We start from the raw sequence: 26,527 nt of genomic DNA, 5'->3' as shown, positions 1-26,527 counted from the left end.
TTATTCCTCCGATCTCTTCACTTTTTCATACGTTTTTTGCATTTCATAATAAGACTGTTTCAGCCTTTCCTGATAGAGTGGTTCGTTCCATTCATCCCACCGATATTTCTTTGTATCTGAAAGCGGAATGACACCCTCTTTTGCGATTGGCAGAGAGTCAACAACCTTCTTTCCATCCTCGTTGTACGTGAATGTTGCAATCGCAAAACCATCCGTTTTTTTGCTGCCCTTTAACTTTCCACTCCACATGTCTCCCATCACTTCATGAAGACTAGGATCTTTTACGTTGAGAAGAAGCCATGGTATCCGAAGCTCTACGATCCCTTCTTTTTCATTCACAGATACGTCTGTAAGAGAATCATAGTTTTCAGAAGCTGGGTTTCCGTTTCCGAAATGCAGTTTTCCTGTTTCAAACGACTGAAACGGTATCACTTGCTTCGTACTTGGAATCGTAAGCTCTTTGTTTAAAACCATTGTGATCGGGTGATAGATTCCGTTGTTTTTCTTGCTCGCATAATCTTTCTGTTCGATCATTTGAAGCTCATGCCCGTATAAGTAATAGTTCGCATCGTAATAACTATCAACGAGTATCCTAGATTTCTTCGTATTTACAAGATTAATCGCAAATTCAGCGCCAGCATCCATTTTGACTAACCGATCTGGTGATGACAGCTGTCCTTGCTCAGAAATTGTATCTACTAAAATGGTCGTATTTAAATTCTCTAAATCTATCTTTTTGTTATAATCAATCCGCATATATACATATCGGTTGTCACTCGTTACATATAAAGACTTTAAATCTTTATTCTTAGAAGAGCTTTGGTATGGCGCTATACTTACCCAGTCCCCAACCTCTCCGTCTGCCTTAATGGGAGACTCCGGGTCAAAGGATAGCAGTCCAAATTGTTGTTCGTTCGTTTGAGCGTTTGACCAAAACGGACGTCTGTCTGGATTATCAAAGTCCATCGTGTTCCATGTACGCTTAAACCACTCGTCCTGCCATGTAAATACCATACCTCCTGCCATCTTCTCCTCCACGATGTCTTCAAACAACATTGCATCCATCGTACCCTGCTCTTTTTCTGAATGGTGGCCTTGATCCCATCCGAATGCGTTCTCATGTGTGATCCCTCTCGAACTTGGTACACCAAATTCTGCAACAACGACTGGCATCTCATGTACGTTTCTTAAATCGTTCAGATAACCCGCATAGTTGTTTTTCTTTCCACGCTGATCCACATAGTCCAGATACTTTTTCTCATAGTTTAAAAAGTCAGGATAATACGGATAAACGTGATAAGACGCAAAATAACCCGATTTAAACGATCCTTGAGGCTTGATGGCGTTTGGATCGACTGATACCCTATCTTCCTTTCCAAAAGGTTCGGCAGGATGCTTTAGTGTATCTGTCGTTACCCAGTTCACATGACTCACCGCGTGCTGCCAGTTATACGTATCCGTCTCATACTTCGTCGTATAATCCAGCATAGAGGCGAGCCAGCTCTCAAATGGAGAAGCGTCAACACTTGAAAAATAGTCTCCTGAATAATTGTTTTTTCCTTGATGTTTCTTATTGGTGGAAACGACGACTTCCGGGTCCCACTCCACTCCAAGAATATATCCTAGTACATATTGTGAGATGTTGTTTCGATATTCACCGCCAGCATGTCCTGGTACTTTTGGAATCGTGGCGTTGCCGTTCACAATATCCACCACATTCTTGATTTCATTCTGAAACGCTTCGGAAACTTCAGGTGCATAAACGTCTTGTTTAGCTATTAACTGATCTTCGTTTACCCACACCCCATGAAAAAGGAACAATGGTTTTTTGGCGATCTTGTTGTATTCATAAAACGCCTCGTAAAAGCCTGGGGGGTGGATCGTATAAACTCGGATAGCATTCGCGTTCATCTCACCAATCCGTTTGAACCACCGGAAGTATTCACTCTTAGAGATTGCTGTCTCTCCTGGGAAACTGCCAGGTTTGGCAATTCCCATGTTCACCCCTTTGATCAGCATGTCTTCCCATTTTCCATTTTGAAGAACTTGAAGATAATTCCCTTCTGCTCTTGCGTTGATCTTAATGTCATTCTTTTCTTCAACCTCAACACCGCTTTGCTTTGGTCCACTTGCAGGTCGGTCATTCTGTAAGATCGACTTCATTAAAGGCAAATACACTTTCCAATAGAACGTACTTCCCTGGCCGTCATCGAGCGCAAACTTTTGTTTGATCCAGCTGATTCCCCACGATTGATACAGTTCTGGAAGTTCAGCTTGGTCCGCATAATCTCCAGCAAAGTAAGTCGCTTGATAAGCAGCATTCTGATGATGAATGATTGCTGGGAACACGGTAGGAATCTGATGTTTTTGAACCTTTTGTTTGCCAGAGTCGGTTAATTTCAGTTCGTACTGTGCCATGACTTCTTTTTCAGAAAATGGTTTAACGATATCGAACCAATAATGATAAGGAACAGAAGCCTCTAATCCGTACGTTTTTTCCCCTTCATCTGTAAAAGAGAACGTTGCCCCTTTTTTCTTCATATCACGATCTTCTAAAACAACCATCTTCCCTTTTTCATGAACGAACAGCATGCCGCCATCTTTAAACGTCCACTCACCATACCGTTCTACATAGTTCTTTTTCACCCAAGGAGGAACTTCTTTGCCGTTTAGATCTGAGAAATATCTGCCGATCCAGCCGGACCATTCTACGTTTAACAGCTCAGATATGCCTTCACGAGCTTCTTTTCCTGTCGGACTCGCGAATGTGTTAAATTCGGCGATGAGGTTTGTTTTCCCTGACATAACAGCATGTCTGATGTTCTCGACTTCCTCATTTGTCAAACCGCCTTCTACACTTGGTTTATTCTCATGATTGATTCGTTCCACGCCATAGCTATCTGCTAGATAAAGGACCTTAGGCATCTTATCCTTATGAAACTGTGGTACAGAGCGGCTAAAATGTTTTCTCTCTTCGTACGCTTCACCGTTTTTATTCTGAATCTTCATATGGTTTAGCGCCCAAACTAATCCGCTATGCTCACGGTACGTCTCTTCTTTTACGGTTTTATCCACGATGGCAACGTTCAGTTCCTTTTCTTGTTTCAGCCACCACACCCAAAACGGCGAAGTAAGGAGTGCGATAACGAGAAAAATAAAAAGCAAAAAGAAACGTTTCCTTGATTTCTGCAGTGTATTCATTGTGAAATTCCCCCGGATATCCCTTTTCGCTTCATTTCTCCCCAAGACTTCTTACCTCTGATTGCCTGAACCAATCCCTGGCAGCGCCAAACGACAGTTAATGGACGATACCAAAGTGTTTCCGTCAAAGAGTAGCCGAACAATTTTACAATGTCTGAAATCTTCGGATATTTTCTTAGACTCCACTCTTCTAAAATGACTGCTCCCATCGATGAAAGTGACCCGATCATTACGGATAACAGGAAAAATAGCAAAGCCATTTCAATGTAGATTCCTCCTAGGAAAAAGGAGAGAATGACAAACAGGTAGCCGCATAGTTCTACAACAGGGCCAGCAAGTTCAATCAGCCAAAAATAAGGAAGAGATACCATTCCGATCGAACCGTATTTAGGGTTAAAAAGCATTTTCTTATGAATCCAAAGACTATCGAACAACCCTCTATGCCAGCGGTTTCTCTGTCTGTGCAAATACTTCAGTTCTTCTGGAGCCTCTGTCCAGCAGACTGGATCTGGCACATAAACGATTTTTTTATTTTCTTTTTTATCTTTGATCAGTTTCTGCAGACGAACGACTAGCTCCATGTCTTCTCCGACCGTATCCCGTTTATAACCGCCTGCTTCAATTACCCATCTTTTTGAAAACACACCAAACGCACCAGAGATAATTAAAAGCCAGTTATACCGGCTGAGTCCGATTCGTCCCATCAAGAAAGCTCTCAAATATTCAATAACTTGCATGATCACAATTGGATTTTTGGACAAACCGATGCTCTCCACTTGTCCTTCATGAATATCACATCCGTTTGCGATTCGAATGCTTCCGCCAGACGCTATCACTGTTTCATCTGAATCAATTATCGGTTTCATCACTTTTAGAAAAGCATCACGTTCAAGTACAGAATCTCCATCCAGGGAACAAAAATAAGGGTAGTTCGAGACATTAAGACCCGCGTTCAGTGCATCCGCTTTTCCGCCATTCATTTTATCTACCAGCCAGAGATTCGGATAGATGACGGATTGATAGACTCCTTTTATCGTATTCGTTTCCAGCCTTGTCTGAATGGCTTTCTTAACTCTTTTCATCTGAAAGTGTTCAATAACCGTTGCAACGGTTTGGTCTTTGGAACCATCATTTACAATGATCACTTCAAACTCTGGGTAGTTAATGCTCAACAGCGAACGGACACTTCCTTTGATCCCAAGTTCCTCGTTATAAGCAGGTACAATAATAGATACGGGCTTCGTATAGCTCGCATCCATGTAATCTTCATATCTCTCGAATGAGTCGATCTTCTCCTCGCGTTTCAGCTGAAAAGCCGCGAGAACAAAAAGTAAACCATAAAAGAGAACGACACCTGACATATAAAACAAAATAAACCAGCCAAAAACCCAAAGAAGTTCGAGCCATAACTGACTAATAACTGTAACCATCTTCAATTCCTCTCTCAATCCATTCAGATGCCATATCACGGGCAAACGGATCATCACTCGTAAAGCGAATATCATATAGTCGTTCAAGTCCATCGGAATAACTTAAAAATGCTCTTGCCGCTTGAGCACGTACCATCCAAGATGAATCTTTTATAAGCGTATCCAGTACATCAAGACCGTTTACAACTCGCGTCTTGCCGATCACTTTCGCTGCCATCAATCGCTCTTCCCATTGATCAGACCGGGCGAACCGTTTCACCACTTCTGAATCTGACAAGTACCCGACTTCACCAATCGCCTTCATGGAGCGGATTCGGATCTCAAAATTTTCATCACTCAACTGATCCTCTAAGAACTGAACATAGTCTAGTTTCTTCTGAATGCCGATCATATCTATGATGGCAAGCTTCAATGGATAAGGATACAACGAATAATCATCGGTGATCTTGATAAACGTCTTTTCATCCATACGATTCAAAATACTTCTGTATTCGAGTACTGATAATGGGACAGGTTCAGATTGGAACAGCTCAGATAACGCCTCATCTTGATTGGTAGACAAACACCGAAAGATGATCAGCTTTTCTTCTTTTGATGTTTTTTCATCCATCAACATTTCCCTAAGCACTTCAGATAACGATTTCATTCTGAAGCCATCAATTTTATATAACACGTTCATTCTGCTGCTCCATTTTTTTTGTTGCAGAAACGTTTTGTATCGGTCGTGAAAAAGTTCATCTGCCAGTTGTGAGATACGCGCTTTGCCTTCACCTTCAATCACTGATGAGTATTCTGTTAAAAGACGCTCAATCGCGAAATATTTAATACTCGAATCTGGCAAAAGGTGACGAGAATTCTGTTCTTGATATAAATAGGCATAAACAGCTTGATGAATTTGCTCCATGTAATGTTTGATCTTTTTTTCCTGAGACATCTCGAGTGCCTTTTTAATCACTAAATATAAAAACATACCGGTTAGAGCACTTAATAGAACGAGCGCAATCCAGACTAAGAGCACAATTTCCTGTGAAAGCATTATTTTACCCTCTGCACTAAGACTTTAACGCGCGCTTCAAGTTCACGAATACTGAAAGGTTTTGTTAAATAATCGTCTGCCCCTAGGTTCAGTGCACGTACGATATCTCCTTCTGCCTTTCGTGCAGTAAGCATGAGAATCGTGTATCGGCTGCTGTCGGGATATTGACGGAGCTTGGTTAGAATCTCAATACCATCCATCTTCGGAAGAACACCATCGAGTATGATCAAGTATTCATCGTTCGTATGATGCCAGTCATCTTCAAAGAATGACACGCCATCTTGATACGCATGGATCTCAAGTTCATACTTCTCTACTTCTAGCTCTTTGAAGAAACTTTCCAGCATTTTACGAATGACTTCCGAATCATCAATGACTGCAACTTTAAGCCGGCGTTTTTTCTCAGTTTGTACAATCGCGGATTCTACCCTGCCTCTGCCGCTTTCTTTTGCTATATACAAAGCGCTGTCAGCTGTTCTTACCGCTTCCGCTAAAGGAATGGGGCTCTTCACTTCATAGACACCTGCAGAAAACGATACGAAGAATGAATGCTCATTATAGGCAAAGACGTTCTGACTTAACTTTTCTAACAAACGGCTGGCTGTTTCTTTTGCTTCATTACGTTTCGTATAAGGCATGAGGACAAGAAATTCTTCACCACCGTACCGAATAACCACATCTTGACCCCGTAGATTTGAACGCATAAAATCCGCAAATTTTACCAACACGTGATCACCCGCAGTATGACCATATGTATCATTGATTTTCTTGAAAAAATCAATATCAATCATGATGAGCGAAAAACTTTTTTTATGCCTCGTATGTTCCGAAGAGAGCCTCTGGTACACATCGTTAAGAAATTTCCGATTATAAACTTTTGTCAGCTCATCTTTCAAAAGAGAATCTTTTACGCTCTTACTTCTTTTTAACTGCCGCTCAATTCTTGCAATGAACTCATCCCATTCCAATGTTTTTTCCATAAAATCATCCGCACCACGTGTAAATGCTTCGATACGCTGATCCTTATCCGTTGACGAGCTGGTGACGACCACTGGTATTAACTCATGTGCAAGTGTTTCTCTCACTTGTCTGATCAGTTCATATCCACCAAGCTCAGCGGAATTACTCACAATCATACAATCTGGATGTAAGTCATAAAACATGGTTAAGGCTTTTTCAATGGTCGGTGAAACCACAACTGCCCAGCCATTTTTCTCTAACTTTTCTTTGCTATAAATCAGATAAGGAATATCTTGATCAACAAATAAAAGAAGAGGCTTATTTTGTTCTGCAAGCTGAATATATTCATTGGGAACATGTGAAACCTGACTCGAAGCAAACAATTTTGTAACAGGATGTAAAAAGTTAATAGCATCTTCAGAGCTCCAACTTTTTTGATCTGCTTCATTCAGCGTCTTCATCAATTTTGCTGCTTCGTTCGAAATCTCGTGAAGAGAAATTGTACCAGCTGTTCCTGTAATCGTATGCAAAAATTGATAAAGTTCCTTGTTTGTCACAATGCTTTCCGACTGTTTCCATTCGTTTATCTGTTGGTTAATTTTTTTTTCAAGCATTAACTGATATTTTGTTAATTTAGAATCCATATTAAAACTCCTTGCAAAGGTGTTAGATGGTACTTATTTATAATAATTATAATTTATGTTGGTGACTAGTGATTTCGTACAGATTTTCTAAAAAGTTCCTTTTCTCCCACTATACCTTTATATCAAAAGGATTTTAAAAGCAATCCTTGTCAGATTAATGAATTGTCTTTGTTCTTTTGTCTGATATCTAAAGCTTGTTTTCATTGGACTAGGAAAAAAGATTTGTTTCTCTTTTATATTTTTCATTAAATTAGCGCCTAATTACCTGTATCCCTGTCCTGATTTCTCAGTTAGAGAAAATAAAATTGATAAGACTTTCCTCTTCTTTTCAGGTGAACAAACCGTTATTCTTAAGAAAGAGATGAATGGGGATGGAGATGAAATCATGACAACGGAAATGATATATGACCTTTTAGAAAAAGAACTCGTTGTGGCGCTAGGCTGTACAGAACCTGTTGCGATTGCCCTTGCTTCTGCAACAGCTAAAAAATACGTTGAGGGCCAAGTAACAGCCATCTCTGTTAAAGCGAGTGGAAATGTCATCAAAAATGCTTTATCTGTAGGAATTCCCGGTATGAATCATACAGGTATTGATTTTACAGCCGCTCTTGGCACGATTGCTGGTGACCCGGCAAAAAAGTTACGCGTACTAGAAGGCGTGACGAACAGCGACGAAGATGAAGCAATAGCCCTTGTCACTAAGGGTATGGTGTCGGTTAAAACGACGGATGGCCCTGAAAAATTATATATAGAAGTTGAAGTGAAGTCTGAATCAGAGGAAGCGATTGTTGTCATCTCTGGTGATCATACGAATGTAAGCTACATTTCTCATAATGGTCAGGTATTAGTAGATGAATTAAAACAAAGCCCATCTTCATCAGCAGGAAAAGACCCGTTCCCTAAGCTAACTATTGACGACCTTTATTCCTTTATTACAGACGTCCCGATCCAACGATTGGATCTTGTTAAAAAAAGTGTTGAGTTAAACACTGCAATCTGTAAAGAAGGACTTTCCAATGACTACGGTTTACAAGTTGGAAAGACGCTGTACGATCAAACAAAAAAAGGCCTTCTCTCCGATGACCTTGCCACTTATAGCATGGCACTGTCCGCTGCAGGTTCTGACGCGAGAATGGCTGGCTCAACGATGCCCGTAATGGCCAACTCCGGCAGTGGAAATCAAGGGATCGCTGTTACGATGCCAGTTGTCGCAGCAGCTGAAAAGTTAGGTGCAACAGAAGAAAAAATGCTGCGCGCTGTGACGTTAAGTCATCTTCTCTCGATCTATATGAAGTCAAAATTCGGACGATTGTCCGCCTTATGCGGTGTGACCGTTGCGGGTGCGAGTGCATCTGCTGCCATTACCTATTTACTGAGTGATAACCTGGATAAAATGAAAGCCGCAATCCAAAACACGCTAGGCAATGTGAGCGGAATGGTTTGTGACGGAGCGAAGGCAGGATGTGCCATGAAGGTGGCGACGTGTTCGAGTGCTGCTGTTCAATCTGCAATCCTAGCGTCAAACGGATTATGTATCCCCTCAACAAACGGTTTTATTGAAGAAGATGTAGAGCAGACGATTGAAAATTTCTGCCGACTTGGGAATGAAACGTCTACGACAACTGACTCTGTGTTGTTGGATATGATGGTGAATAAGAAGCGCACCGTCTAAATCGTTGGAAAATGCTCGTCGATTGAGCTGATCACGTGCAATTCGAAGTGAATCACGGAAAAAGTGGCTTCGATCACGGAAAAAATGATCCTAATCACGGAAAAAGCAACCACAATCACGGAAAATTACGATTCATAATAAAAGAGCTGATCAACGCAGATCAGCTCTTTTTCCTATTATTCAGTTGCTAACTTATTAGAGGATGATTGCCCTTCCTCAGTGCCTTGCTCTATAGAATCTGCAGGCTTATCTTTTACAATACGACTTTTTCCAACCGATAACGCTACAACGATCCCAATTGCGATAAAGATCAACCCGGTTAAGAACACACTTGAGAAAGATGTTGACCAGACGTCTTTAATCGCTGCAATAACAGGTGTTTTTAGCTCTGTTGGTAATGGCAAAAGTTCTGGATTGATTAAGATCCCAAACATCGCGTCTGTCTTTTTCCCGATTTCTTCAAGTGCTTTTCCGAGAATCGGATTAGATGCGCTGCTTGCTGCATCACTCATTTTATCTGTAAGTGAGTGGTTCATCACTGCGTTTAAAATGGTAATCCCTATCGTACCCCCGATTGAACGGAAGAACGTTGATGCTGATGTCACCTCACCAAGCTGAGATTTTGGAAACTCATTTTGCACTGCGATCATCAATGTTGGCATGACAAGACCCATACCGAAGCCAAGAATGACCATGTAAGCATATGCTGTAAATTCATTTGAGTCCACATTCATCGTACTCATAAGGAAGAATCCAACAGCTGTAATCATCATACCTGCAGTGAGCACTGTTCTAAACTTGAGTTTTAACAAAAGTCTGCCACCGATAATACTTGCTATAATAAGCGCAATCATCATCGGCGTCATTGTTGATCCTGCTTTTGTCGGACTAACGCCTAAGATTCCTTGCATATACATCGGTACAAACATGATGGCACCAAACATACCTAGACCGAGTAAAAACCCTAAAATGTTCGTTGTTGCAAAGACCCGATTTTTAAAGAGTGAAAGATTTAAGATGGGTTCAACTGCTCGTTTTTCAATAAAGATAAACAATGCGAGAAGGACAATAAATCCTCCGAATAATAGGTAGCTCGTTGTTGACTGCCATTCAAATTTATCTCCGCCGAATGTGAGGCCTAAAAGCAGCAAGACAACCGCTGGAATCAGCGTAAAAATACCAAAGTAATCAATGTGTACTTTGCCTTTTGCAGCCCTGATTGTCTCATTTTTCATACCAATCACGATCATAGCTGTAGAAATAATTCCAAATGGTACGTTGATCAAGAAGATCCAGTGCCAGCTGATGTGATCAACCATAAGTCCTCCGATAAAAGGACCAATAACAGAACTTAATCCATAAATCGCACCGAACACCCCTTGCCACTTCGCACGCTGTTCAGCAGTAAAGATATCCCCTATAATCGTTTGTGATAGAGGCATGATCATTCCTCCACCAATTCCTTGAAGGCCGCGATAAATAATCAATTCTTCCATCGTATTGGCTGTTCCACAAAGTGCAGAACCTAAAATAAAAATGAAGTTCCCAAGTAAGTATAATTTTCTGCGTCCGTAAAGGTCAGAAAGCTTTCCTACGATCGGAACGACGGTTGTTGATGTAATCAAGTATGCGGTCGTCACCCAAGCAAAGATTGAAAATCCGTTCAGATCAGCAATTATCGTTGGCATTGCGGTACCAACAATGGTTTGTTCCAATGCACTAAAGAACATTCCGATGATCAAACCAGCTATGATAAGCTTCGTGTTTAACGTTTTTTGTACTGTTTCCATATCTATTCTCCTTATAAAAGCTGAACGTTTAAAACTGTTGCGATTCATTCGTTCATGCTCTTTTTTAATTCGTTTAATCCCTAGTAAATTAGCAAGCATGCCTTGAATGTGCATCTTTTGCGGCTGCTCTTTCTTAATTTAAAGCGAGATGAAATCAATAACTTGATGATAATCCTCTTTACTTTCTTCGGGTATTGATTCTTGATGAAGTAAATCTTTCATTTTATTAAGTAATTATTTCATTTTACCTTCAATGACTTCTTTTTCTGTCCATGGCAGTGACTTGCGATCAATCTCTACTTGCTTTTTCTTTTTTATTTTTCACCCATTTGACCGACTAGTCATTAACAACAAAAGTTAGTATATACCGTTTATGACCACTCAGTCAAACAAAATATTTATACGTTCTTCACTTGGAATATATGCTAAAATTATCCATGTATAGAAACTGTACTGAAGGAGTTCACATGACGTGGAACATATAAATGTAATTGGTGAAGGAAGTACAGCACAAGTGGTAGCCCTCTCTTCTAAGAAAGTGGCGAAACTCTTTTATGAGGACGTATCAGATGCTTCTATTGAACAAGAATTTGTAGTTGGTAAAATGATCAGTAACTCAGGACTTCCGGCACCTTCTGTCTGTAAAAGTGGTACGATTGCAGACAGAAGAGCGCTTATTTATGAAAGAATTGAAGGCACTACAGTAACTAGCTTATTAGAAAGTAAACCCTGGCTTATTTTACGCCTACTCAAACAAATGGCACATCTCCAAGTAAACATACATGAAAAGACGTTTTCTCGCCTTCCTTCTCAACGAGATGTTTTATTGAGAAAGATTGATTCTGCAGATGCGCTAAATAATGAAGTGAAAATAAAAATATATGACTTCCTCAGAACACTGCCAGATGGGGAATCTTTATGTCATGGTGATTTTCATCCCGATAATATCCTGCTTTCTGGAAACGATCCAACCATAATCGACTGGGCTGACGCTACAAAAGGAAACAGAGAAGCTGACTTAGCACGAACTCTGCTTATTTTATGCTTCGGCGGTTTATCCAAGTATACAAGTTCACTGAAATATAGAACGATGTTGTATGTCCGCAAACTTTTAGCAAAGTATTATAAACATCGTTATAATAGGCAATATTCTTTTTCAAAAAGTTCCCTGCGAAAATGGATGGTTATCAATGCAGCAGCTAGGTTGAGTGAGAAACTTCCACATCACGAAATAAAGCAGCTGGTATCTCTTATAGAAACTTACGTAAAGGATAAACGCTTTTGAAAAATAAGAATCTGCCTCTGCGCCTTGTGTTACTAATAACCGGCTGCAGCGATCCATCCCCATTACGATCAAATATAGAGGTACAAGTTAACGAACGCTTCGGAACAAAATTTGGATTGATAGACCAAATTATTGTAAATGACCTTAGGAAAAATGAAAGAAATCGATACACCCTCTCTAAAACCTGATTATTCGTTTATTCTTAAGACTTCAAAGGAATCTGAAGAATTCAGCAGAGAACAAACAGAGGCAAAACTTCTTTATTCTGCAGAAAGAGAAGTAATCTGTACTGAAAATAAAAACGTCTGTTATGAAACTTCTGAGTCACTAAGAACGTTTTTAGAAGACAATACGATTAAGTAAAGGAGAATAACACATGATATATGAAATGACTGTTCAAGTTCGTGTTCCTCATATGAGTGAAGGACAGCAATTTTATGAAACGCTGTTGAACCGTGCACCTGACTTCAATCCCCATGATGGTTTCGCAGAGTGGGAGCTGCTTCCTAACTGCTGGCTGCAGGTAGCAGAGGGAACTCCAACAGAAGGAAACGGTCCGATCCGCTTAGGTGTTATGGACCTTGAAGGTGAACGGACACGATTGATTAAGAAATTAAACATTGAACAATTTGAGATTTGTGAACGTGATGAAGTGTCTGTAAGATGGGCTACTTTTTCAGACCCTTGGGGAAATTGCTTAGGATTGTTTGAATACAAAGATGAAGAAGCTACATATGAGAAGCTTCAACAAGCAGTAAGGAGATAGATTCATGAGAGTTATTATTTCATCTGTAATATCAGTACTTTGTGGCGCATTATTCTTTTTTGCCATTCCTGGCGGAAACCCTTTAGAACTTCGCACACAAAGTGTGTTATTCGGTCTATTTTTCGGAATTATTACAGCACTTCCTTTTTTTCTTTTTTGCACACTTCCTGTAGCCTTTATTATTGAATCTTTTAAAGATAAGATGAGATTGAAATTCCGATTTCACCTGCTTTTATATATTGCACTTAGTGTCGTTTTTCTTCTGATCTATCGTTTTACCATTTTCTATTGGGCAAAGTTTGAAGGACTCAATACGTTTGCCGTATTTGGATATGGAATCACTTGCTCAATCGGTTTTTGTTTGAGTTACGCCTTGTTTAAACCTAGAAGAAGAAGAGAATCAAAGGAACCTGAAGAACCAACGGAGCCAGCAGGTCCGAGGAGATATAGGAGTAAAAGTACGGTTTAACAATTTTTCACGAAGAATATATGAGTCAAAGAAAGAAGCTTGAGCCACTTGCTCAAGCTTTTTACCATTCGGCGATTTTCACTTTGTGCCAGGTCGCTTGCCAGTTTTTGTTTTTAACACGCTCTCTATATTTGCTTCTTCTCTCCTCTGTCTTGGTAAAAATGCTAGTGGGTCTCACTTCCATATGTAAAACATCGTGAAGTCCACACGGTGCAGCTAAAATTACTTTATCCCTGTCATTGAGTGTGACTCCAAGGGCCGTCACGGTTTCAGGAAACTTAGAAATAGCATCAACGGTTGATGTATAAGGCTCGAAATCATGATTTACGAGATGCATTCTTGCTTCGTTTTTAACCGACCATGGCAGGTCAGGCATCCGATTATGAAGCATCTCTTCATACTTCTTTTCTACTTCTTTGCTTAAATGATGTGGGTCATAATAAACGACATCGATATCTGAGAGCTTTGTTCGTTCTTCAAAACCATGAAGAGTGTCCCAAATTTTTGTTCGAACAAACCCTGCGCAGATCCACCAGTCTGGTAGTTCTAACGTTTTGGCAGCACGTAAAACACTCATCATCCAGTCATCTTTTTCGATCATATCAATTATGTATTGTTGTTGATCCAACGGTTTACCCCCACTTTCCTCTTGATTTCTATAAGAATACTACAACAACCCGTTCAAGTTAATTCCACACACTTCATTGAGAATATAATTGACAATATCAAGTACAACATAATATGATAATAGTAACTTCATAGCTCCTAAAGGGGAGTAGCTTTTACAATATGGTCGTCATTTCGGAGCTTCGTGCTCTCGGCTATATTGGCAACGTTATTGTTGTTAGCAAGACCTTTACCGTTCGGCTGGTAAAGGTCTCTTTTTATGTAAGACCTTTGCCTTCACTAGGTAAAGGTCTTTTTTATTTTTTATAAACAAAGGAGGAAATAACATGGATTTATCGATCCTGTTAGAGTATGGTTGGATTTTATTAGTGTTGATCGCGTTGGAAGGTTTATTAGCTGCAGACAATGCACTCGTGTTAGCGATCATGGTGAAGCACTTACCTGAAGAACAACGGAAGAAAGCCTTATTTTATGGTTTAGTTGGTGCTTTCTTTTTCCGCTTCGCATCGCTCTTTGCCATTTCATTCTTAGTCAATGTGTGGCAGGTTCAAGCGATCGGTGCTGTGTACCTTCTATTCATCGCATTAAATCATATTTTTAGAAAAGTGCTTGTGAAAAAGACAGATGACTCAAATGGAAGCTTAAAACCTGATAAGAAAAAATCCGGGTTCTGGACCACAGTATTTAAAGTCGAGCTGGCTGATATCGCGTTTGCGGTCGATTCTATATTAGCTGCTGTAGCATTGGCAGTTGCGCTTCCTGATACTGGACTTCCTAAGATCGGCGGACTTGACGGAGGAAAGTTTGCCGTGATCTTCGCTGGGGGGTTAATTGGACTCATCATCATGCGATTTGCCGCTAACTTTTTTGTTAAACTCCTGCACTCTAAGCCTGGCCTTGAAATTGCGGCCTTTTTAATCGTGGGCTGGGTAGGTGTGAAATTAGCAGTTTATACACTTGCACACCCTGACTTAGCCATTCTTTCGGAAGGTTTTGCAAAATCACCTGAGTGGAAAATGACCTTCTATATTGTACTGATCCTGATTGCTGCAGGAGGCTGGTTCTTATCAAAAGAAAAGTCACCACAATCTCAAGCAGAATAGTTGGAAGTAAGTAGAGGCGTAACGGGTTCTCTTTTTAGGGAGAAAACGAGAAAATACAAGCCAAAACTCATAGCATTAGTACTATAAAACGCAACGAAAATTCGCTGCGTTTTTTCTTATTTTGTAAGGGATTTAATAAAAAAACACCAGTTTTACACCTTAATTTTCAGCACAAGTACCATACTTTTTAGTAAGATACACTAATTATTGTCACGGAGGGAATTGGAATGCACATTCACTTGTCAATTGAGCTGTCATCCTTAGTTAAAAAGAACAATTCTACGCTATTGAGCGAAAACAGGTGTGTTGTGAGCGAAACGAACCTCCGACTGAGCGAAACGGACCCCTGACTGAGCGAAAACCCCATTCGATTGAGCGAAAGTGTAATAAATAAAATAACAAGTACCGTAAAACAGGATGCTGCAATAATTTCTGTAAGCTGGGTGCAAAATTGAATAACAAAATAAGGAAAAGACCAGACAAAAATAATCTGATCTTTTTTAAAGTAAATTACCTATCCAATTATAGTGTTATTCACCTGATAAAAGGCTTGAGCATTACAATTTCTCTTCCAAAAAGAACCCCTTAGCCTATGCGCTTTAACGGTTTCGAACAGAATCTCCTTCAATCAGGCTTACATTGATCCGCTCATGTTCATTTTTTTGTTTTTTGATCAAATTTAGCAATAATTCTGATGCGAGTGCGCCCCATTTATGTTTGGAATAGTTTATGGTCGCTAGTCTTGGCTGGACATATTGGGAAACTTCAATGTTATCAAAACCTATGATATGAACATCCTCGCCAACACGTAAATTCGTTCGGCTAAAATAGTTATACATACCGATCGCCATTTCATCATTTAAACAAAACACACCAACTGGCTCTGAGAATTCCTGGTGAACTCTTTTGGCGGCTGCTTCTCCAGATAACTTGTTAAAATCACCTTGCAACTCAATGTACTCAATCTGAGAATAGCGCTGAACCGCTTTTTGCACAGCCTCCAGTCGCTGCATCGCATCGAACGAAATATCAGGTCCCTTTACGACATAGATCTTCTGGTGGCCCTTTTCCGCGAGATAATCAATGGCAAGTGTTGCACCTGCTTTGTTATCGAGCAGCACTTGAGAGATATTTGAGTGATCCATTCTTCTATCCATCACAACGAGTTTATGACCGCGTTCTGCATGACTTAACAGTTCTTCAGTTTTATAGGTTGCATCTAATATGATCGCTCCATCGATCATGCGTTCAGGAAGAAAACGGTGCGACTCTTTCCCGCTGCAAACGATAAGTTCATACCCGTTCTCACTTAACGTTTCCATCATTCCTTGAAGAAGCTGGCCATAAAAAGCACCGCTATAATCGGTTAAATAAATGCCAATGATTTTTGTTTCTCTTTTTTTCAATGAACGAGCAGCTGCACTCGGAATATAATTTAGTTCTTTAGCTATGGCTAGAATACGTGCAGATGTTTCCTTTGTTACTTTCGGACTTCCGTTTAGGGCATAGGAGACCGTGGAGATGGAAACACCTGCTTGTTTTGCAATGTCTTTTATACTTACCAACGAAATTCTCTCCTATCTCTCTTGTTGCAAACGTTTCCTTTATTATACCGAATGGTTAGGAATAAATCTCGACGGTATTCACATCTGCTGACAATTTTTTTACAAACACAGATCGATCGACGACCACTCCACCATCCCGGTAAAGGTTTTCGTACACTTCAGAATCCACATCTTGACCGTTAACGAGAAGTCTTCTTGAACCTTCACCACGATCATGGAACACAAACGTAACAGGTCTTCCATCAAGCATGTACTGCATCTCTAATCCCTTTAAGTCTTCTGATAATACAGGATCGATGATCAGCTGTTCACCTTGTGGACGAATTCCTAAACAGTTTGAGATCAACTGATTGAAATAGATTCCTGGTCCTGAAGAATAGATGCGCCAGCCGCCTTTTACTTTTGCCTTCCCTTCTTTTAACTCACCAAAGCGCTCCTGTGCCTCGTAGCGTGTTTTAAAATCACCATCAGAACTCGAGAAGTAGGCATTGCTTTGACGCCGCTCTGCATTTGGGACTTTCTCTTGAATCATCACTGGGTTGATCTTTTCTAACCCACTCCAGACTTCTTCAGACTTTCCAAGCTTCGCCATCGCTTCAACAAAACGAATATGCGCGTGTACGTATTGAAGTCCGATTTCGCGCCCAAAATTGGATGCCTGTTCTGCACGTTTAAAATGTGTACTCACACCGCCTTTGTAGTGAGCAGGTTTATCCATCAATCGAACGCCATCCGGGCAATAAAATGTATCCATGATGAGGTTCAAATGTCTTTCAGCCTGCTCTGGTGTTAAAAGCTCAGCAATCATACTGCGTGTCATCGGAAGCAGACGATAGTTGATGCCTGTTGTGTTGTCACTCGGATGAAGCATTAGTTTCGGTTCTTCTGCATTCTCCATATAAACGAATCCAGGAATGACATCCGTGCTCAGCATGTACTTTTGATAATCAGATTTGATGTTTTCAGCTAAAGAACTTAGTTCCGCAGCATGAACTTTGTCCACCTTTTTTAATAATCCTGAGAACTGTGTCATCACTTGATAGGTTAGTGCAACCGTCCAAGAGCTCACCATAAATTTTTTGAGTTGAGGATTAGCTGGCTGCAGCGTGTCATCCCAGTCTCCATCCCCATAAGAAGAAAGGTGTGTATCGTGCAAGAAGTTATCTTTCATATAGCGAATCTGCTTCTCTATGTGCTCGAACAACGTTGCTTTTTTCTCAGTAAACCCAAAATCACGGTTTGTGGTGTATGGTAATTTCTCTTTTAAAATATCATAGTCGTTTGTTGCCGCAAGATAATCAGCTACTGCTTTTAGCGGCCAGACAATGATGTCACCGTGTGACTCTTCTTGCTGAATCTTAAAATACTGATCAAACATGAACCATTGCGGCCAGTTCCCTGTCTCTTCATATTGATGAGAATAAACGGTTAAGAGGATCTCTTTTACCGCATCATAATGCTGTGTTGCTAAGAAATATTCTGCAGGTCCCTGACAAACATCACGAGTTCCCCACGCTGCTCCGCCATATTGCTCTAAACCATGTGGAACAGAATAGTGAATCAGCATATTATGCGTGTACCAGTGTGCTAACGCGTTCATTTTTTGAAGATCATGCGTTTCTTTCCCGTCTTTTGTTAAACGGAAATGGCGGTTCGTGTGCCGGATAAACGCACGATAACGCTCAATTTCTGTTTCAGCCTTTTTCTCTGTAAACGGCAGCTCTTTACCATCGATCAGACCTTGAACCGTTAATTTCCATTCCGTTGTTGGTAATAATTCAAAAACGACTAGTGATGCAGAACCAGAATCAATGTTTTCACCAAAAATGGTTTCATCTGTGATAGACATCTCACTACCTGTCAGTTTCATGCGATAGCTTAAGTTTGCATATGTTTTTGAGCTGTCTGATGAATCATCAGCATAGAACGAAAGAACGTTATCCTCTTTTTCCATTTTGTATGCAACTTCATATTCTTGATTGTTCATCGACACTTGATTAGTAACGACAAAGCGATAAGGTTTTCCGCTTAAAGCTTTAACTTGAAGCTCAACTTCAGGCGTGTCAACGGTCGTGAAGTTTGTAATGATAAACATCTCTTCATCTATTTTGTAGTACCAACGTGTGTAGTTGAAGCCCATCTCAAAAAGTGAAGGCATCGTTAATAGCTGCAGCTTACCTTCGAGCTCAACATAAATGCGCTGGCCAGACGTTTTCATCACGTTCAAAGCGTTACGAGCGTTCGTGAGCATCTTATTAAACGATGTGTTTCCGACAACTAACTGTGAATTAAAGATTCCGTACATATACGATGTTGTTGTAATGATCTCTTCTTTTAACTTCACGTTGTTCCCCGTTACGAGAATGTGTCCGTGCGGCCGTTCTACGATTCTTTCTTTTTCTTTTAATACGATGTGCTCGTATGTTGGGGTAAAGAATGATAGAAGTGTGTCTCCTTCGTACTCTTCTAAAATTCTTTTTGGGAAAAGAACATCCACTTCTTCTATAGAAAGATCATCTGTTTTTAATGTTCCACCAAACTCGTGATTACGCTTTACTTTCTCAAGCTTTGTCATTTCCTTGCTTGTATGATTCTGAACTTTTTCCCAGGCTTCTTCTATTTCAGTTCGGAATTCAACTGACGTGACCGCTTCTGGATGATCTTCTTTAAAGCAGCCATAAAAGACGAATTGCTGCTTTCCATCTAACTCAACCACTTCTGATTGAAGAGCAATGTATGCAAACTCATATTGATACACTTCGTTCGGCAAGTTTTCCTTAAAAAGAACCTCAGGAATATCCGTTTCTTTATAAGAAGTTCCAAAAAACTGAAAACCATCTGTTGCGTAACCATCAGCTTTAGTAAGTGACCCTTGCTGCAGATATGGAAAAGCTTTTCCGTTCGGCTGGTTTTGACGGGAACATACAACATACCCAAGTGCATCATCTTCAAATACTTTGTGGTCGACATATTGTGCGGTAAACGCCTCGTTCGTTCGCACTGCCCCTCTATGTGCCAGACCAACGTCCTGACCGTAGATCAAATCTGCTTTAACGTCAGATCCGTTTAGCTCCACATTCCAAAACCAAATGCCATTTTCACTTAGTGTAAACGTGACTTTATAAGAAACATCTTGAAATGTGCCTTCCCAAAACACTTCGCTGTTAGTATGAGAGACCGCGCTTCCTGATTTTGAACCTACTAATGGAACTGTTTGAATCCCATCCTCTTTAAATAAACGTAAATATAGATTGTTTAATGACCCATCGATCGGGTTACTCATCCATTGATTGATCATCGTATCGTTATAGGAAGCCTCGAAAACATCACCACTGCTTAAAAACGTAAATGTATAATCACCAGCTTTGATATCAAAGTTCCCTTTTGTCATCGTTGTCATCGTTTACCGCCTCTTTTCTGGATCGTAAGTTTGAAAACTGCAGTTTACATTAAGGCTCTTGCCTTAGCATTTGTTCATGACTCAAGCTTCCTTGTATTTCCCTTAAAGAAGTTCCTCAAGTAAATACACCATCTACACTCGTTTACCTTGAGAATGAAGTCTAGTCTTCGGAAGGTTACGCAATAAACAATAATCTTCGTAAGATTTTTCAGATGAAGCCTTTAAGGCTCTCTCTAGAAGCTAACAATATTTATTTACTTCTGTGACATTGATTGGAGTGCAGGGTGCGAGCACCTGGAACGGAAATCAAACCCATCCAAACAACAACTTGATTACACCCTGAAATAATATTTTATCGAAACGTTTCAATTAAATTCAAGGCGATTATAAGATGTATTTTACTGCGTGTCAATTTCATTGATTTCCCTTCTAATAAAAGAGCCACACTGTAAAACCCTTTATTTTCAACAACAATGGAAGTTTATAACTTTTTTAAAATTCTGTGTTGAAAACGATTACAACTTGAATTATAATGTGCTTATCGAAACGTTTCAACAATAATTTCAAAGAAAATTCGGGAATATTAAAATTAGGAATTGCTGACAAAGCAAATCTATAGGGGGAAATCACATGAAAAAACGTTGGTTTAACAAATCGATGGTAACGTCAATGGTTGGTGCTCTAGTCCTTTCTGGCGCACTTGCAGGATGCTCTTCGGGTTCTGGAGAAGATGGCAAGACAACGATTACGGTTTGGGGTATGGGAGAAGAAGCAAAATCGCTTCCTAAAATCGCAGAACAATTCGAAAAAGAAAATCCCAAGATTGATGTTAAAGTACAAGCACTTCCGTGGGATCAAGCACATGACAAACTATTAACAGCAGTTGCTTCCAAAAAGGGTCCTGATGTTCTTCAAATGGGAACAACTTGGATTCCGGAATTTGCAGCAGCTGGAGCGTTAAAAGATTTAACACCACATGTAAAAGATTACCCGGAACTTGATCCGAAGCATTTCTTTGAAGGTTCTGTTGAAACGACTAAGTTTGAAGACAAAATGGTTGGTGTACCTTGGTACGTTGACACACGTTTATTATACTACCGCACAGATTTGTTAGAAAAAGCTGGCTATAAAGAAGCTCCAAAGACTTGGGACGAGCTGAAGGAAGCAGCTGACAAATTGGCTGACCGCGGCAAAGGAAAATATGGTATCTCGATTGATGCGAAAGAACAGAGTCTCTCCTTTATGTTCGCCCGCCAAAACGGTGCTGAGCTTTTAGGACCGAACAACGAACCGAACTTTAACGATCCTAAGTTTGTAGAAGCAGTAGAATATTTGAACAGCTTCTATGAAAGCGGAGCGGCTCCAAAGGAAGAACTGGGAATGGATATTATTCAAGGCTTCCGTGGAGATGGAATTCTTCCAATGTTCATCAGTGGTCCATGGATGATCAAGCTGATCAACGACCAAGCGCCTGACTTAGAAGGTAAATGGGGTACGGCTGTACTTCCAGCAAAGGAAAACAATATCTCTGCACTTGGCGGCTCTAACCTTTCTGTGTTCGAGCACACGAAGCATGAAAAAGAAGCGTTGAAATTTGCAGCTTACATGAGTAAACCTGAAACACAGTTAAAGTGGATGGAAATGACGAATTCTCTTCCTGCAACACAAAAAGCATGGGAAGATGAGTCACTGACTAGTAATGAGTATTACAAATCATTCGGTGAACAAATGGAAAGTTCACAACCGATGCCGGTTATCAAGCAGTGGGAAGAAATTGCTCAAACGTATTTAAAGAGCTTTGAGAAAATCTACCGTGGTGGAGCAGATGTTCAAAAAGAAATGGATGCTTTTGATAAGAAAGCTGAAGAGATTTTAAAGAAATAACATCCGGCTGACGGGGGTCTAACGAGCAGTTCATCCTGCTCGTTACCTTTTTATTATCAGCACGGGTATCGATGAAGGATGTGAAACAAAACATGAAAAGTTACTCAAAAACAACTCCTTACCTCTTCATTGGACCGGCTCTTGCTTTATTGGCCTTATTCTCTCTTTTCCCCATTGTTCTTGCATTGGTGATTAGTTTTACAGATATTGATTTAGCTGGACTCGCAGACTATTCAAATATTAGTTTTATTGGCATAGAAAACTATATAAATATCTTTCAAGATCCGATCTTTTTAAAATCAATTGGAAACACCATCTTTTATGTTGTGTTTGGTGTTCCGCTAGTTATCGCCTGTTCACTTGGTATTGCGCTTTTAATCAACTTTGGTACAGCACGTATTTTTAAGGCTTTTCGTCTCGTTTTTTATATGCCTTCCATCACAAACGTTGTTGCGGTAGCCGTTGTATGGACATACCTGTATAACCCGCAGTTCGGTTTGTTTAATTACCTTTTAGGCTTAGTTGGCATCCCTGCTATTCCGTGGCTGCAGGATCCAACGATTGCAAAAGGTTCTTTAATCGCATTAGCCGTTTGGCGTGCAATCGGTGTGAATATGATCATCTTCTTAGCTGCCCTGCAAGGCATTCCGAAAACGTATTATGAAGCCGCTCAGCTCGATGGAGCAAACAACTGGAAGCAGCTTACGAAGATCACGATCCCTCTTCTTCGTTACGCGATTTTCTTTGTATCGATTACAACGATGATCGGATGGGTTCAGTTCTTCGAGGAACCATTTGTTATGACAAACGGTGGACCGCTTGATAGTACGACTTCTGTTGCACTATTTATCTACAGAAACGGATTCCAGTTAAGCAACTTTGGTTATGCCGCTGCAGGATCGTTCGTTCTGTTTGTTACGATCATTATCATCACGATGATTCAGTTCCGTTTGCAAAAGAAAGATACCGACATTTAAGACGTGAGGTGAGAACATGAAAACAAAAGCATCTGATGCTAAAAAAGCATACAGAATTCAGCAGTGGATTGCAGGAATCGTTTTAACGCTTGGCGGTCTTTTAGTGGCCATTCCATTTATCTGGATGATTCTTTCTGCGTTCAAACCTGAAAGTGAAGTGCTTCAGCTCACCCCAACATTGTGGCCTGAAACCTTTACAATGGATAACTTCATCTATCTGTTTGAAAATATGAACTTTGCTGTGTACTTGCGAAATACGATTATCATTGTCCTCTGTTCTTTTGTCGGACTTTTCTTTAATGCGATGGCTGGATATGCGTTCGCTAAGTACAAGTTTAAAGGCAGAGAGAAACTTTTCTATCTCGTACTGGCAACCATGATGATTCCTGGACAAGTGACAATGATTCCTGTGTACCTCATTCTGAACCAGATGGGATTAACGAATACAATGGCAGGAATTGTTCTGCCAGGTTTAGTGGGTGCATTCAGTATCTTCTTGTTCCGACAGTTTATGTCTACGATACCAGATGAACTGCTTGAAGCAGCCCGACTTGACGGCGCAAGTGAATTCCGTGTGTTTATGCAGCTGGTTCTGCCGATCTCTAAGCCCATTATGGCCGTACAGGGAATACTAACTTTTATAGCAGGATGGAACAGCTTCTTATGGCCTCTGATCATTGCGAACGATGAGAGTCTATATACGTTATCAGTTGGCTTAAGCTTATTGAAAGGGCAATACGGAGGAAACTTCGCGCTGCAGATGGCCGGTTCAACGTTCATGGTCGTGCCGATCGTCATTATTTTTATCATCTTCCAAAAGCATATTATCGAAGGCTATACGATCTCAGGGATGAAATAATAATAGTAGAAAGGAGCCGGCCAAACTTTGGGCCAGCTCCTTTTTTCATGTGAGGCGGGGACTGGTTTTTTGTCGAAAAGCCTATAAATAATGTATAAGAGACTAAAAATTTTTTTGATGGCCTATAAACTTTTTTGAAGACCTATAAACTTTCTTTAAGGGCCTATAAATGATGAACAAGGGCCTATAAAACAAATTGCAAGCATTATCAAGCTTATTTAAGCACTTCTTCCCTCGCAACAGTCTGATAAGCTTTGAAGAACAAATCACAAAACGCATCCCATTCCTCTGCAGCTTTGATAGATTCTTCGTTCACTTCTCTGCAAACAGGTTTTTGCAATAGATCAACTAGTTGATTCGAAAACATCGTGATTGTTTCCTCTGCCGCACCTTTTAAAACATTTCTTACAAATTCATCAGGATGGTACCAGTCTGCTACTCGCTCGATGTCACGGTAAATTTGAGTTAACAAAAGATTGCGAGGTCCTTCCCACTGTTCGTTAACGACAACATCACGGAAGATGCGAGGCAGTGCTGAGAACTCCTCCATCACCCCGTGACCGCCGAACACGGAAATGGCATCACGCAATACGTCTGCTCCTTCATTGGTTACACAAATCTTTTGCAGTAAAATAAGCTCTCTTAAGTTAAAAAGCTGTTTTCGAAGCTCTTCAGGCTGATCCTTTGGAATACCTGCATTCAGCGGTTGATGTAGACTGAGGAAAAGATCATATATTTTAAACGCTCCTGCCGTTGTGCGTTCGGCTGCATGCTGTAATCTTAGTAATGTACTTGCCGAAAGCGGGTAATCTTTTACCTTTTTACCAAAAACCGTACGGAAATCACCGTAAAGTTTCGCTTCACGAGAAGCACGCAGCATAAAACCAGCACACGCAATACCGATCTCAAGACGTGATAACGTCAGCACGATTCCTGCTGCAACAGCAACACCTTTATCATTTGGTCCTACAGGATACGCGACTGCGCCATCATACTGAATTTCACCTGTCGGAAGCTCTGCTGTTCCCATCTTCCATTTAATCCGGTTGATTTGATAGCTGTTCCTTTTTTCCGGTAGTTTGTCACCAGGCAGCCAAGACGGAACAATGAATGTAGATACCTTATCTGATCCTGTTACTTTCGCCGTTACGACTGAATAATCGGCATGCGCAACAGAACAGAAGAACTTGTTTCCATACAAACGGTAGTTCTTTCCGTCAGGAACAGCTTCAAGAACATTCGCCGGAAGGTCTGACCCGCCTTGGATCTCTGACATGAATTGTGCACCTATCGCAAAATCTCCGTCCATCCCTTCTTTTGTATGCTGTAAAATTTCGCGGAGTTCAGGGTGATCTCCATTTGGATATTGCTCTAGCAGTGCGATCAATCCAATCGTGCATGTTAACGGACAAGCAACTCCCGCCTCGCCTAGCTGGTGGATTAACATTCTTTTAACAAAGCTTTCCCAAGGTGCCATTTTACTCGAAAAGAGTCCTTCTCCAAACACTTCTTTCTCAAGAATATGCATTTCCTGCGGGCGAACAATCCGGTCAATGCGGTTATTAAATGCGTCATAATGAAGCATATATGGACGTACTTCCGGTCTCGCGTTCTGCTCCGCCAACTTGTTCCATTTTGAGGAAACGACAGGGGAAAAAGATAGGATTGCGTTATGTATGGAGTCTACATTCTTACCCGCATACCGTCTGACCGCCTTATGCAGAAATAGTTCATCTCTGTACCAGTCCATGCTATCGCGCTTTAGCAAAAACGCATTGAAGGTATAGGTGTTCTTGCCTTTAACAACATGATGTTCGGAAGCAATGTTCATTGATATTCGCTCCTTGTTTTTGATTTAAAACTGCTCCAGTTCGGACAATAAAATGCCCTTTTTGGTTAACACAACGTCACTTTCCTTCTCAAAACCTGATATCGTGGTAATTTTATTTTCTAAGAAAGAGAATCGAAATTTCTTATCAAAGTCCCCATTGAGAGTAAAATAAACACTATTTTCTTCCGGACTAAAAATTAAAGATAGCTGTGTAGGGTAATTCCCATCAAATTGACAGGCTTCTCTAAGAACGGTTAACCCTTTTTCTACTGAAAAGTCATCTACGTTGTTTTGAATCTTGGAATAAACTATCTTATAACGCTCACTCCCTGGCCCATCTATAGTTTCTAAATCAGAACTCAAATTATCTGCCACTGAAAAATTGGTGAGCACCATAAAATCATTTTTTATTGAATCTGCGTCTAGATATTGTCTGCCTGGCTCCACAATATAAGACTTGTTGTTCGGAGCAGCTATCAAACTATGTACACTGTACTCCGGGACATTTACAACCTCTTTTTCCTGAAGATAAGACGGCAACTCTGCAGTTGCCACTTTTCCAGACAATACTTCATCAAACAGCCTCATGATATGTACACAGTTCTTACCTCTTCTATATTTCCCCTCTTCATTTGGATCCACGATCTGGAGATTCATAAAGGTACCATTTTTGTTTAGACCAAAAGCAGGCAGAAATCTGCCGCCTTCTTTTTGAGAGATAATAAGCTGATCGTCGCCTACTAATGCGATCTTAATGGGACGCTTTGATATATCAAAATTCATTCCGATGTATGGTTTATCCTTGTGCAAAACAAAGCTTGTACACACTGGAGTTCACTTCCTCCCTTGATTTGTAAAAACTTACAGTGGATAGTTCGACATATGGTGCGTGAACCCTTTTTGTTGGTTTTTACGGTACGTGTTCTTATATTTATTACACGTTCGCCGCTAAAATGGTTGTGACCACCTGTAAAAGGCTTCGTTCCACCTTAGATGAACGGCTTACCGCCACTAAAGCATTCAGTTCC

At 40.5% G+C, this 26,527-nt stretch carries 19 protein-coding genes; 9 read left to right on the top strand and 10 right to left on the bottom strand.

Features of this window, described 5'->3' with window-relative positions:
* The 4 genes from AWM68_RS01390 to AWM68_RS01375 are packed head-to-tail and all read right to left on the bottom strand — an operon-like array spanning position 1 to position 7,271.
* Positions 1 to 3,201 (bottom strand): hypothetical protein, encoded by a 3,201-nt coding sequence (locus tag AWM68_RS01390; RefSeq protein WP_066236299.1) that lies wholly within the window; start codon positions 3,199 to 3,201, stop codon positions 1 to 3.
* Positions 3,198 to 4,631 carry a glycosyltransferase family 2 protein gene (locus AWM68_RS01385; RefSeq protein WP_066236298.1) on the bottom strand — a complete coding sequence of 478 codons (1,434 nt, stop codon included), beginning with the start codon at positions 4,629 to 4,631 and terminating at the stop codon, positions 3,198 to 3,200. Before AWM68_RS01385 ends, AWM68_RS01390 begins: the two co-directional genes overlap by 4 nt.
* Positions 4,615 to 5,667 carry a HEAT repeat domain-containing protein gene (locus AWM68_RS01380; protein WP_066236297.1) on the bottom strand — a complete coding sequence of 351 codons (1,053 nt, stop codon included), beginning with the start codon at positions 5,665 to 5,667 and terminating at the stop codon, positions 4,615 to 4,617. The genes AWM68_RS01385 and AWM68_RS01380 overlap by 17 nt, the downstream gene beginning before the upstream one ends.
* Complete coding sequence (locus AWM68_RS01375) at positions 5,667 to 7,271, bottom strand: diguanylate cyclase (protein WP_066236296.1); 1,605 nt, start codon at positions 7,269 to 7,271, stop codon at positions 5,667 to 5,669. The genes AWM68_RS01380 and AWM68_RS01375 overlap by 1 nt, the downstream gene beginning before the upstream one ends.
* A gap of 385 nt (positions 7,272 to 7,656) precedes the next feature.
* Here AWM68_RS01375 and AWM68_RS01370 point away from each other — a divergent pair, with 385 nt between their 5' ends.
* Positions 7,657 to 8,943 carry a serine dehydratase subunit alpha family protein gene (locus AWM68_RS01370; protein ID WP_066236295.1) on the top strand — a complete coding sequence of 429 codons (1,287 nt, stop codon included), beginning with the start codon at positions 7,657 to 7,659 and terminating at the stop codon, positions 8,941 to 8,943.
* A 176-nt stretch (positions 8,944 to 9,119) separates the two neighbouring features.
* On the opposite strand, the gene AWM68_RS01365 is transcribed toward AWM68_RS01370, so the two are convergent.
* Positions 9,120 to 10,733, bottom strand: a complete 1,614-nt coding sequence (locus tag AWM68_RS01365; RefSeq protein WP_066236294.1) for an MDR family MFS transporter — start codon at positions 10,731 to 10,733, stop codon at positions 9,120 to 9,122.
* A 472-nt stretch (positions 10,734 to 11,205) separates the two neighbouring features.
* Between AWM68_RS01365 and AWM68_RS01360 the strand changes: the two genes are divergently transcribed.
* From AWM68_RS01360 to AWM68_RS01345, 4 genes are all read left to right on the top strand, one after another.
* Positions 11,206 to 12,018, top strand: coding sequence for a phosphotransferase family protein (locus AWM68_RS01360; protein WP_066236293.1), 813 nt, complete (start codon positions 11,206 to 11,208; stop codon positions 12,016 to 12,018).
* Positions 12,019 to 12,171: 153 nt separating this feature from the next.
* Entirely contained in the window at positions 12,172 to 12,381 is a 210-nt protein-coding gene (locus AWM68_RS01355) for a hypothetical protein (protein WP_066236292.1), read from the top strand.
* A 13-nt stretch (positions 12,382 to 12,394) separates the two neighbouring features.
* Positions 12,395 to 12,784 carry a VOC family protein gene (locus AWM68_RS01350; RefSeq protein WP_066236291.1) on the top strand — a complete coding sequence of 130 codons (390 nt, stop codon included), beginning with the start codon at positions 12,395 to 12,397 and terminating at the stop codon, positions 12,782 to 12,784.
* A 4-nt stretch (positions 12,785 to 12,788) separates the two neighbouring features.
* Positions 12,789 to 13,253 carry a hypothetical protein gene (locus AWM68_RS01345; RefSeq protein WP_066236290.1) on the top strand — a complete coding sequence of 155 codons (465 nt, stop codon included), beginning with the start codon at positions 12,789 to 12,791 and terminating at the stop codon, positions 13,251 to 13,253.
* A 61-nt stretch (positions 13,254 to 13,314) separates the two neighbouring features.
* On the opposite strand, the gene AWM68_RS01340 is transcribed toward AWM68_RS01345, so the two are convergent.
* A complete protein-coding gene (locus AWM68_RS01340; RefSeq protein WP_066237405.1) occupies positions 13,315 to 13,854 on the bottom strand; it encodes a nucleotidyltransferase family protein in 540 nt (179 codons plus the stop codon).
* 352 nt (positions 13,855 to 14,206) lie between these two features.
* Between AWM68_RS01340 and AWM68_RS01335 the strand changes: the two genes are divergently transcribed.
* The gene (locus tag AWM68_RS01335) at positions 14,207 to 14,983 is read left to right on the top strand and encodes a TerC family protein (protein ID WP_066236289.1); all 777 of its coding nucleotides are present in this window, start codon (positions 14,207 to 14,209) and stop codon (positions 14,981 to 14,983) included.
* Positions 14,984 to 15,582: 599 nt separating this feature from the next.
* Here AWM68_RS01335 and AWM68_RS01330 read toward each other — a convergent pair.
* Positions 15,583 to 16,548, bottom strand: a complete 966-nt coding sequence (locus tag AWM68_RS01330; protein ID WP_066236288.1) for a LacI family DNA-binding transcriptional regulator — start codon at positions 16,546 to 16,548, stop codon at positions 15,583 to 15,585.
* Between the two features lie 55 nt (positions 16,549 to 16,603).
* The gene (locus tag AWM68_RS01325; protein ID WP_066236287.1) at positions 16,604 to 19,948 is read right to left on the bottom strand and encodes a GH36-type glycosyl hydrolase domain-containing protein; all 3,345 of its coding nucleotides are present in this window, start codon (positions 19,946 to 19,948) and stop codon (positions 16,604 to 16,606) included.
* 630 nt (positions 19,949 to 20,578) lie between these two features.
* On the opposite strand from AWM68_RS01325, the gene AWM68_RS01320 reads away from it, so the two are divergent.
* The 3 genes from AWM68_RS01320 to AWM68_RS01310 all read left to right on the top strand — a co-directional run bounded on the left by AWM68_RS01320 (position 20,579) and on the right by AWM68_RS01310 (position 23,668).
* Positions 20,579 to 21,832, top strand: a complete 1,254-nt coding sequence (locus AWM68_RS01320) for a sugar ABC transporter substrate-binding protein (RefSeq protein ID WP_066236286.1) — start codon at positions 20,579 to 20,581, stop codon at positions 21,830 to 21,832.
* Positions 21,833 to 21,924: 92 nt separating this feature from the next.
* Positions 21,925 to 22,809 carry a carbohydrate ABC transporter permease gene (locus AWM68_RS01315; RefSeq protein WP_066236285.1) on the top strand — a complete coding sequence of 295 codons (885 nt, stop codon included), beginning with the start codon at positions 21,925 to 21,927 and terminating at the stop codon, positions 22,807 to 22,809.
* A gap of 16 nt (positions 22,810 to 22,825) precedes the next feature.
* A complete protein-coding gene (locus AWM68_RS01310) occupies positions 22,826 to 23,668 on the top strand; it encodes a carbohydrate ABC transporter permease (protein WP_066236284.1) in 843 nt (280 codons plus the stop codon).
* Positions 23,669 to 23,882: 214 nt separating this feature from the next.
* On the opposite strand, the gene AWM68_RS01305 is transcribed toward AWM68_RS01310, so the two are convergent.
* Together AWM68_RS01305 and AWM68_RS01300 are read right to left on the bottom strand one after the other, a co-directional pair.
* The gene (locus AWM68_RS01305) at positions 23,883 to 25,499 is read right to left on the bottom strand and encodes an acyl-CoA dehydrogenase family protein (protein ID WP_066236283.1); all 1,617 of its coding nucleotides are present in this window, start codon (positions 25,497 to 25,499) and stop codon (positions 23,883 to 23,885) included.
* Between the two features lie 24 nt (positions 25,500 to 25,523).
* Positions 25,524 to 26,327 (bottom strand): hypothetical protein, encoded by an 804-nt coding sequence (locus AWM68_RS01300; protein WP_066236282.1) that lies wholly within the window; start codon positions 26,325 to 26,327, stop codon positions 25,524 to 25,526.
* Between the last annotated feature and the right edge of the window lie 200 nt (positions 26,328 to 26,527).

Source organism: Fictibacillus phosphorivorans (assembly GCF_001619875.1).
Taxonomy (GTDB): Bacteria; Bacillota; Bacilli; order Bacillales; family Fictibacillaceae; genus Fictibacillus; species Fictibacillus phosphorivorans_B.
This window is presented reverse-complemented; position numbering and strand designations above follow the sequence as displayed.

What these genes read in the sequence shown, in the direction of transcription:
- AWM68_RS01390 (WP_066236299.1), bottom strand. Translation starts at nt 3,201, where the DNA reads ATGAATACACTGCAGAAATCAAGGAAACGTTTCTTTTTGCTTTTTATT.
- AWM68_RS01365 (WP_066236294.1), bottom strand. Translation starts at nt 10,733, where the DNA reads ATGGAAACAGTACAAAAAACGTTAAACACGAAGCTTATCATAGCTGGT.
- AWM68_RS01310 (WP_066236284.1), top strand. Translation starts at nt 22,826, where the DNA reads ATGAAAACAAAAGCATCTGATGCTAAAAAAGCATACAGAATTCAGCAG.
- AWM68_RS01325 (WP_066236287.1), bottom strand. Translation starts at nt 19,948, where the DNA reads ATGACAACGATGACAAAAGGGAACTTTGATATCAAAGCTGGTGATTAT.
- AWM68_RS01315 (WP_066236285.1), top strand. Translation starts at nt 21,925, where the DNA reads ATGAAAAGTTACTCAAAAACAACTCCTTACCTCTTCATTGGACCGGCT.
- AWM68_RS01375 (WP_066236296.1), bottom strand. Translation starts at nt 7,271, where the DNA reads ATGGATTCTAAATTAACAAAATATCAGTTAATGCTTGAAAAAAAAATT.
- AWM68_RS01355 (WP_066236292.1), top strand. Translation starts at nt 12,172, where the DNA reads ATGAAAGAAATCGATACACCCTCTCTAAAACCTGATTATTCGTTTATT.
- AWM68_RS01345 (WP_066236290.1), top strand. Translation starts at nt 12,789, where the DNA reads ATGAGAGTTATTATTTCATCTGTAATATCAGTACTTTGTGGCGCATTA.
- AWM68_RS01385 (WP_066236298.1), bottom strand. Translation starts at nt 4,631, where the DNA reads ATGGTTACAGTTATTAGTCAGTTATGGCTCGAACTTCTTTGGGTTTTT.
- AWM68_RS01380 (WP_066236297.1), bottom strand. Translation starts at nt 5,667, where the DNA reads ATGCTTTCACAGGAAATTGTGCTCTTAGTCTGGATTGCGCTCGTTCTA.
- AWM68_RS01335 (WP_066236289.1), top strand. Translation starts at nt 14,207, where the DNA reads ATGGATTTATCGATCCTGTTAGAGTATGGTTGGATTTTATTAGTGTTG.
- AWM68_RS01370 (WP_066236295.1), top strand. Translation starts at nt 7,657, where the DNA reads ATGACAACGGAAATGATATATGACCTTTTAGAAAAAGAACTCGTTGTG.
- AWM68_RS01340 (WP_066237405.1), bottom strand. Translation starts at nt 13,854, where the DNA reads ATGATCGAAAAAGATGACTGGATGATGAGTGTTTTACGTGCTGCCAAA.
- AWM68_RS01305 (WP_066236283.1), bottom strand. Translation starts at nt 25,499, where the DNA reads ATGAACATTGCTTCCGAACATCATGTTGTTAAAGGCAAGAACACCTAT.
- AWM68_RS01350 (WP_066236291.1), top strand. Translation starts at nt 12,395, where the DNA reads ATGATATATGAAATGACTGTTCAAGTTCGTGTTCCTCATATGAGTGAA.
- AWM68_RS01320 (WP_066236286.1), top strand. Translation starts at nt 20,579, where the DNA reads ATGAAAAAACGTTGGTTTAACAAATCGATGGTAACGTCAATGGTTGGT.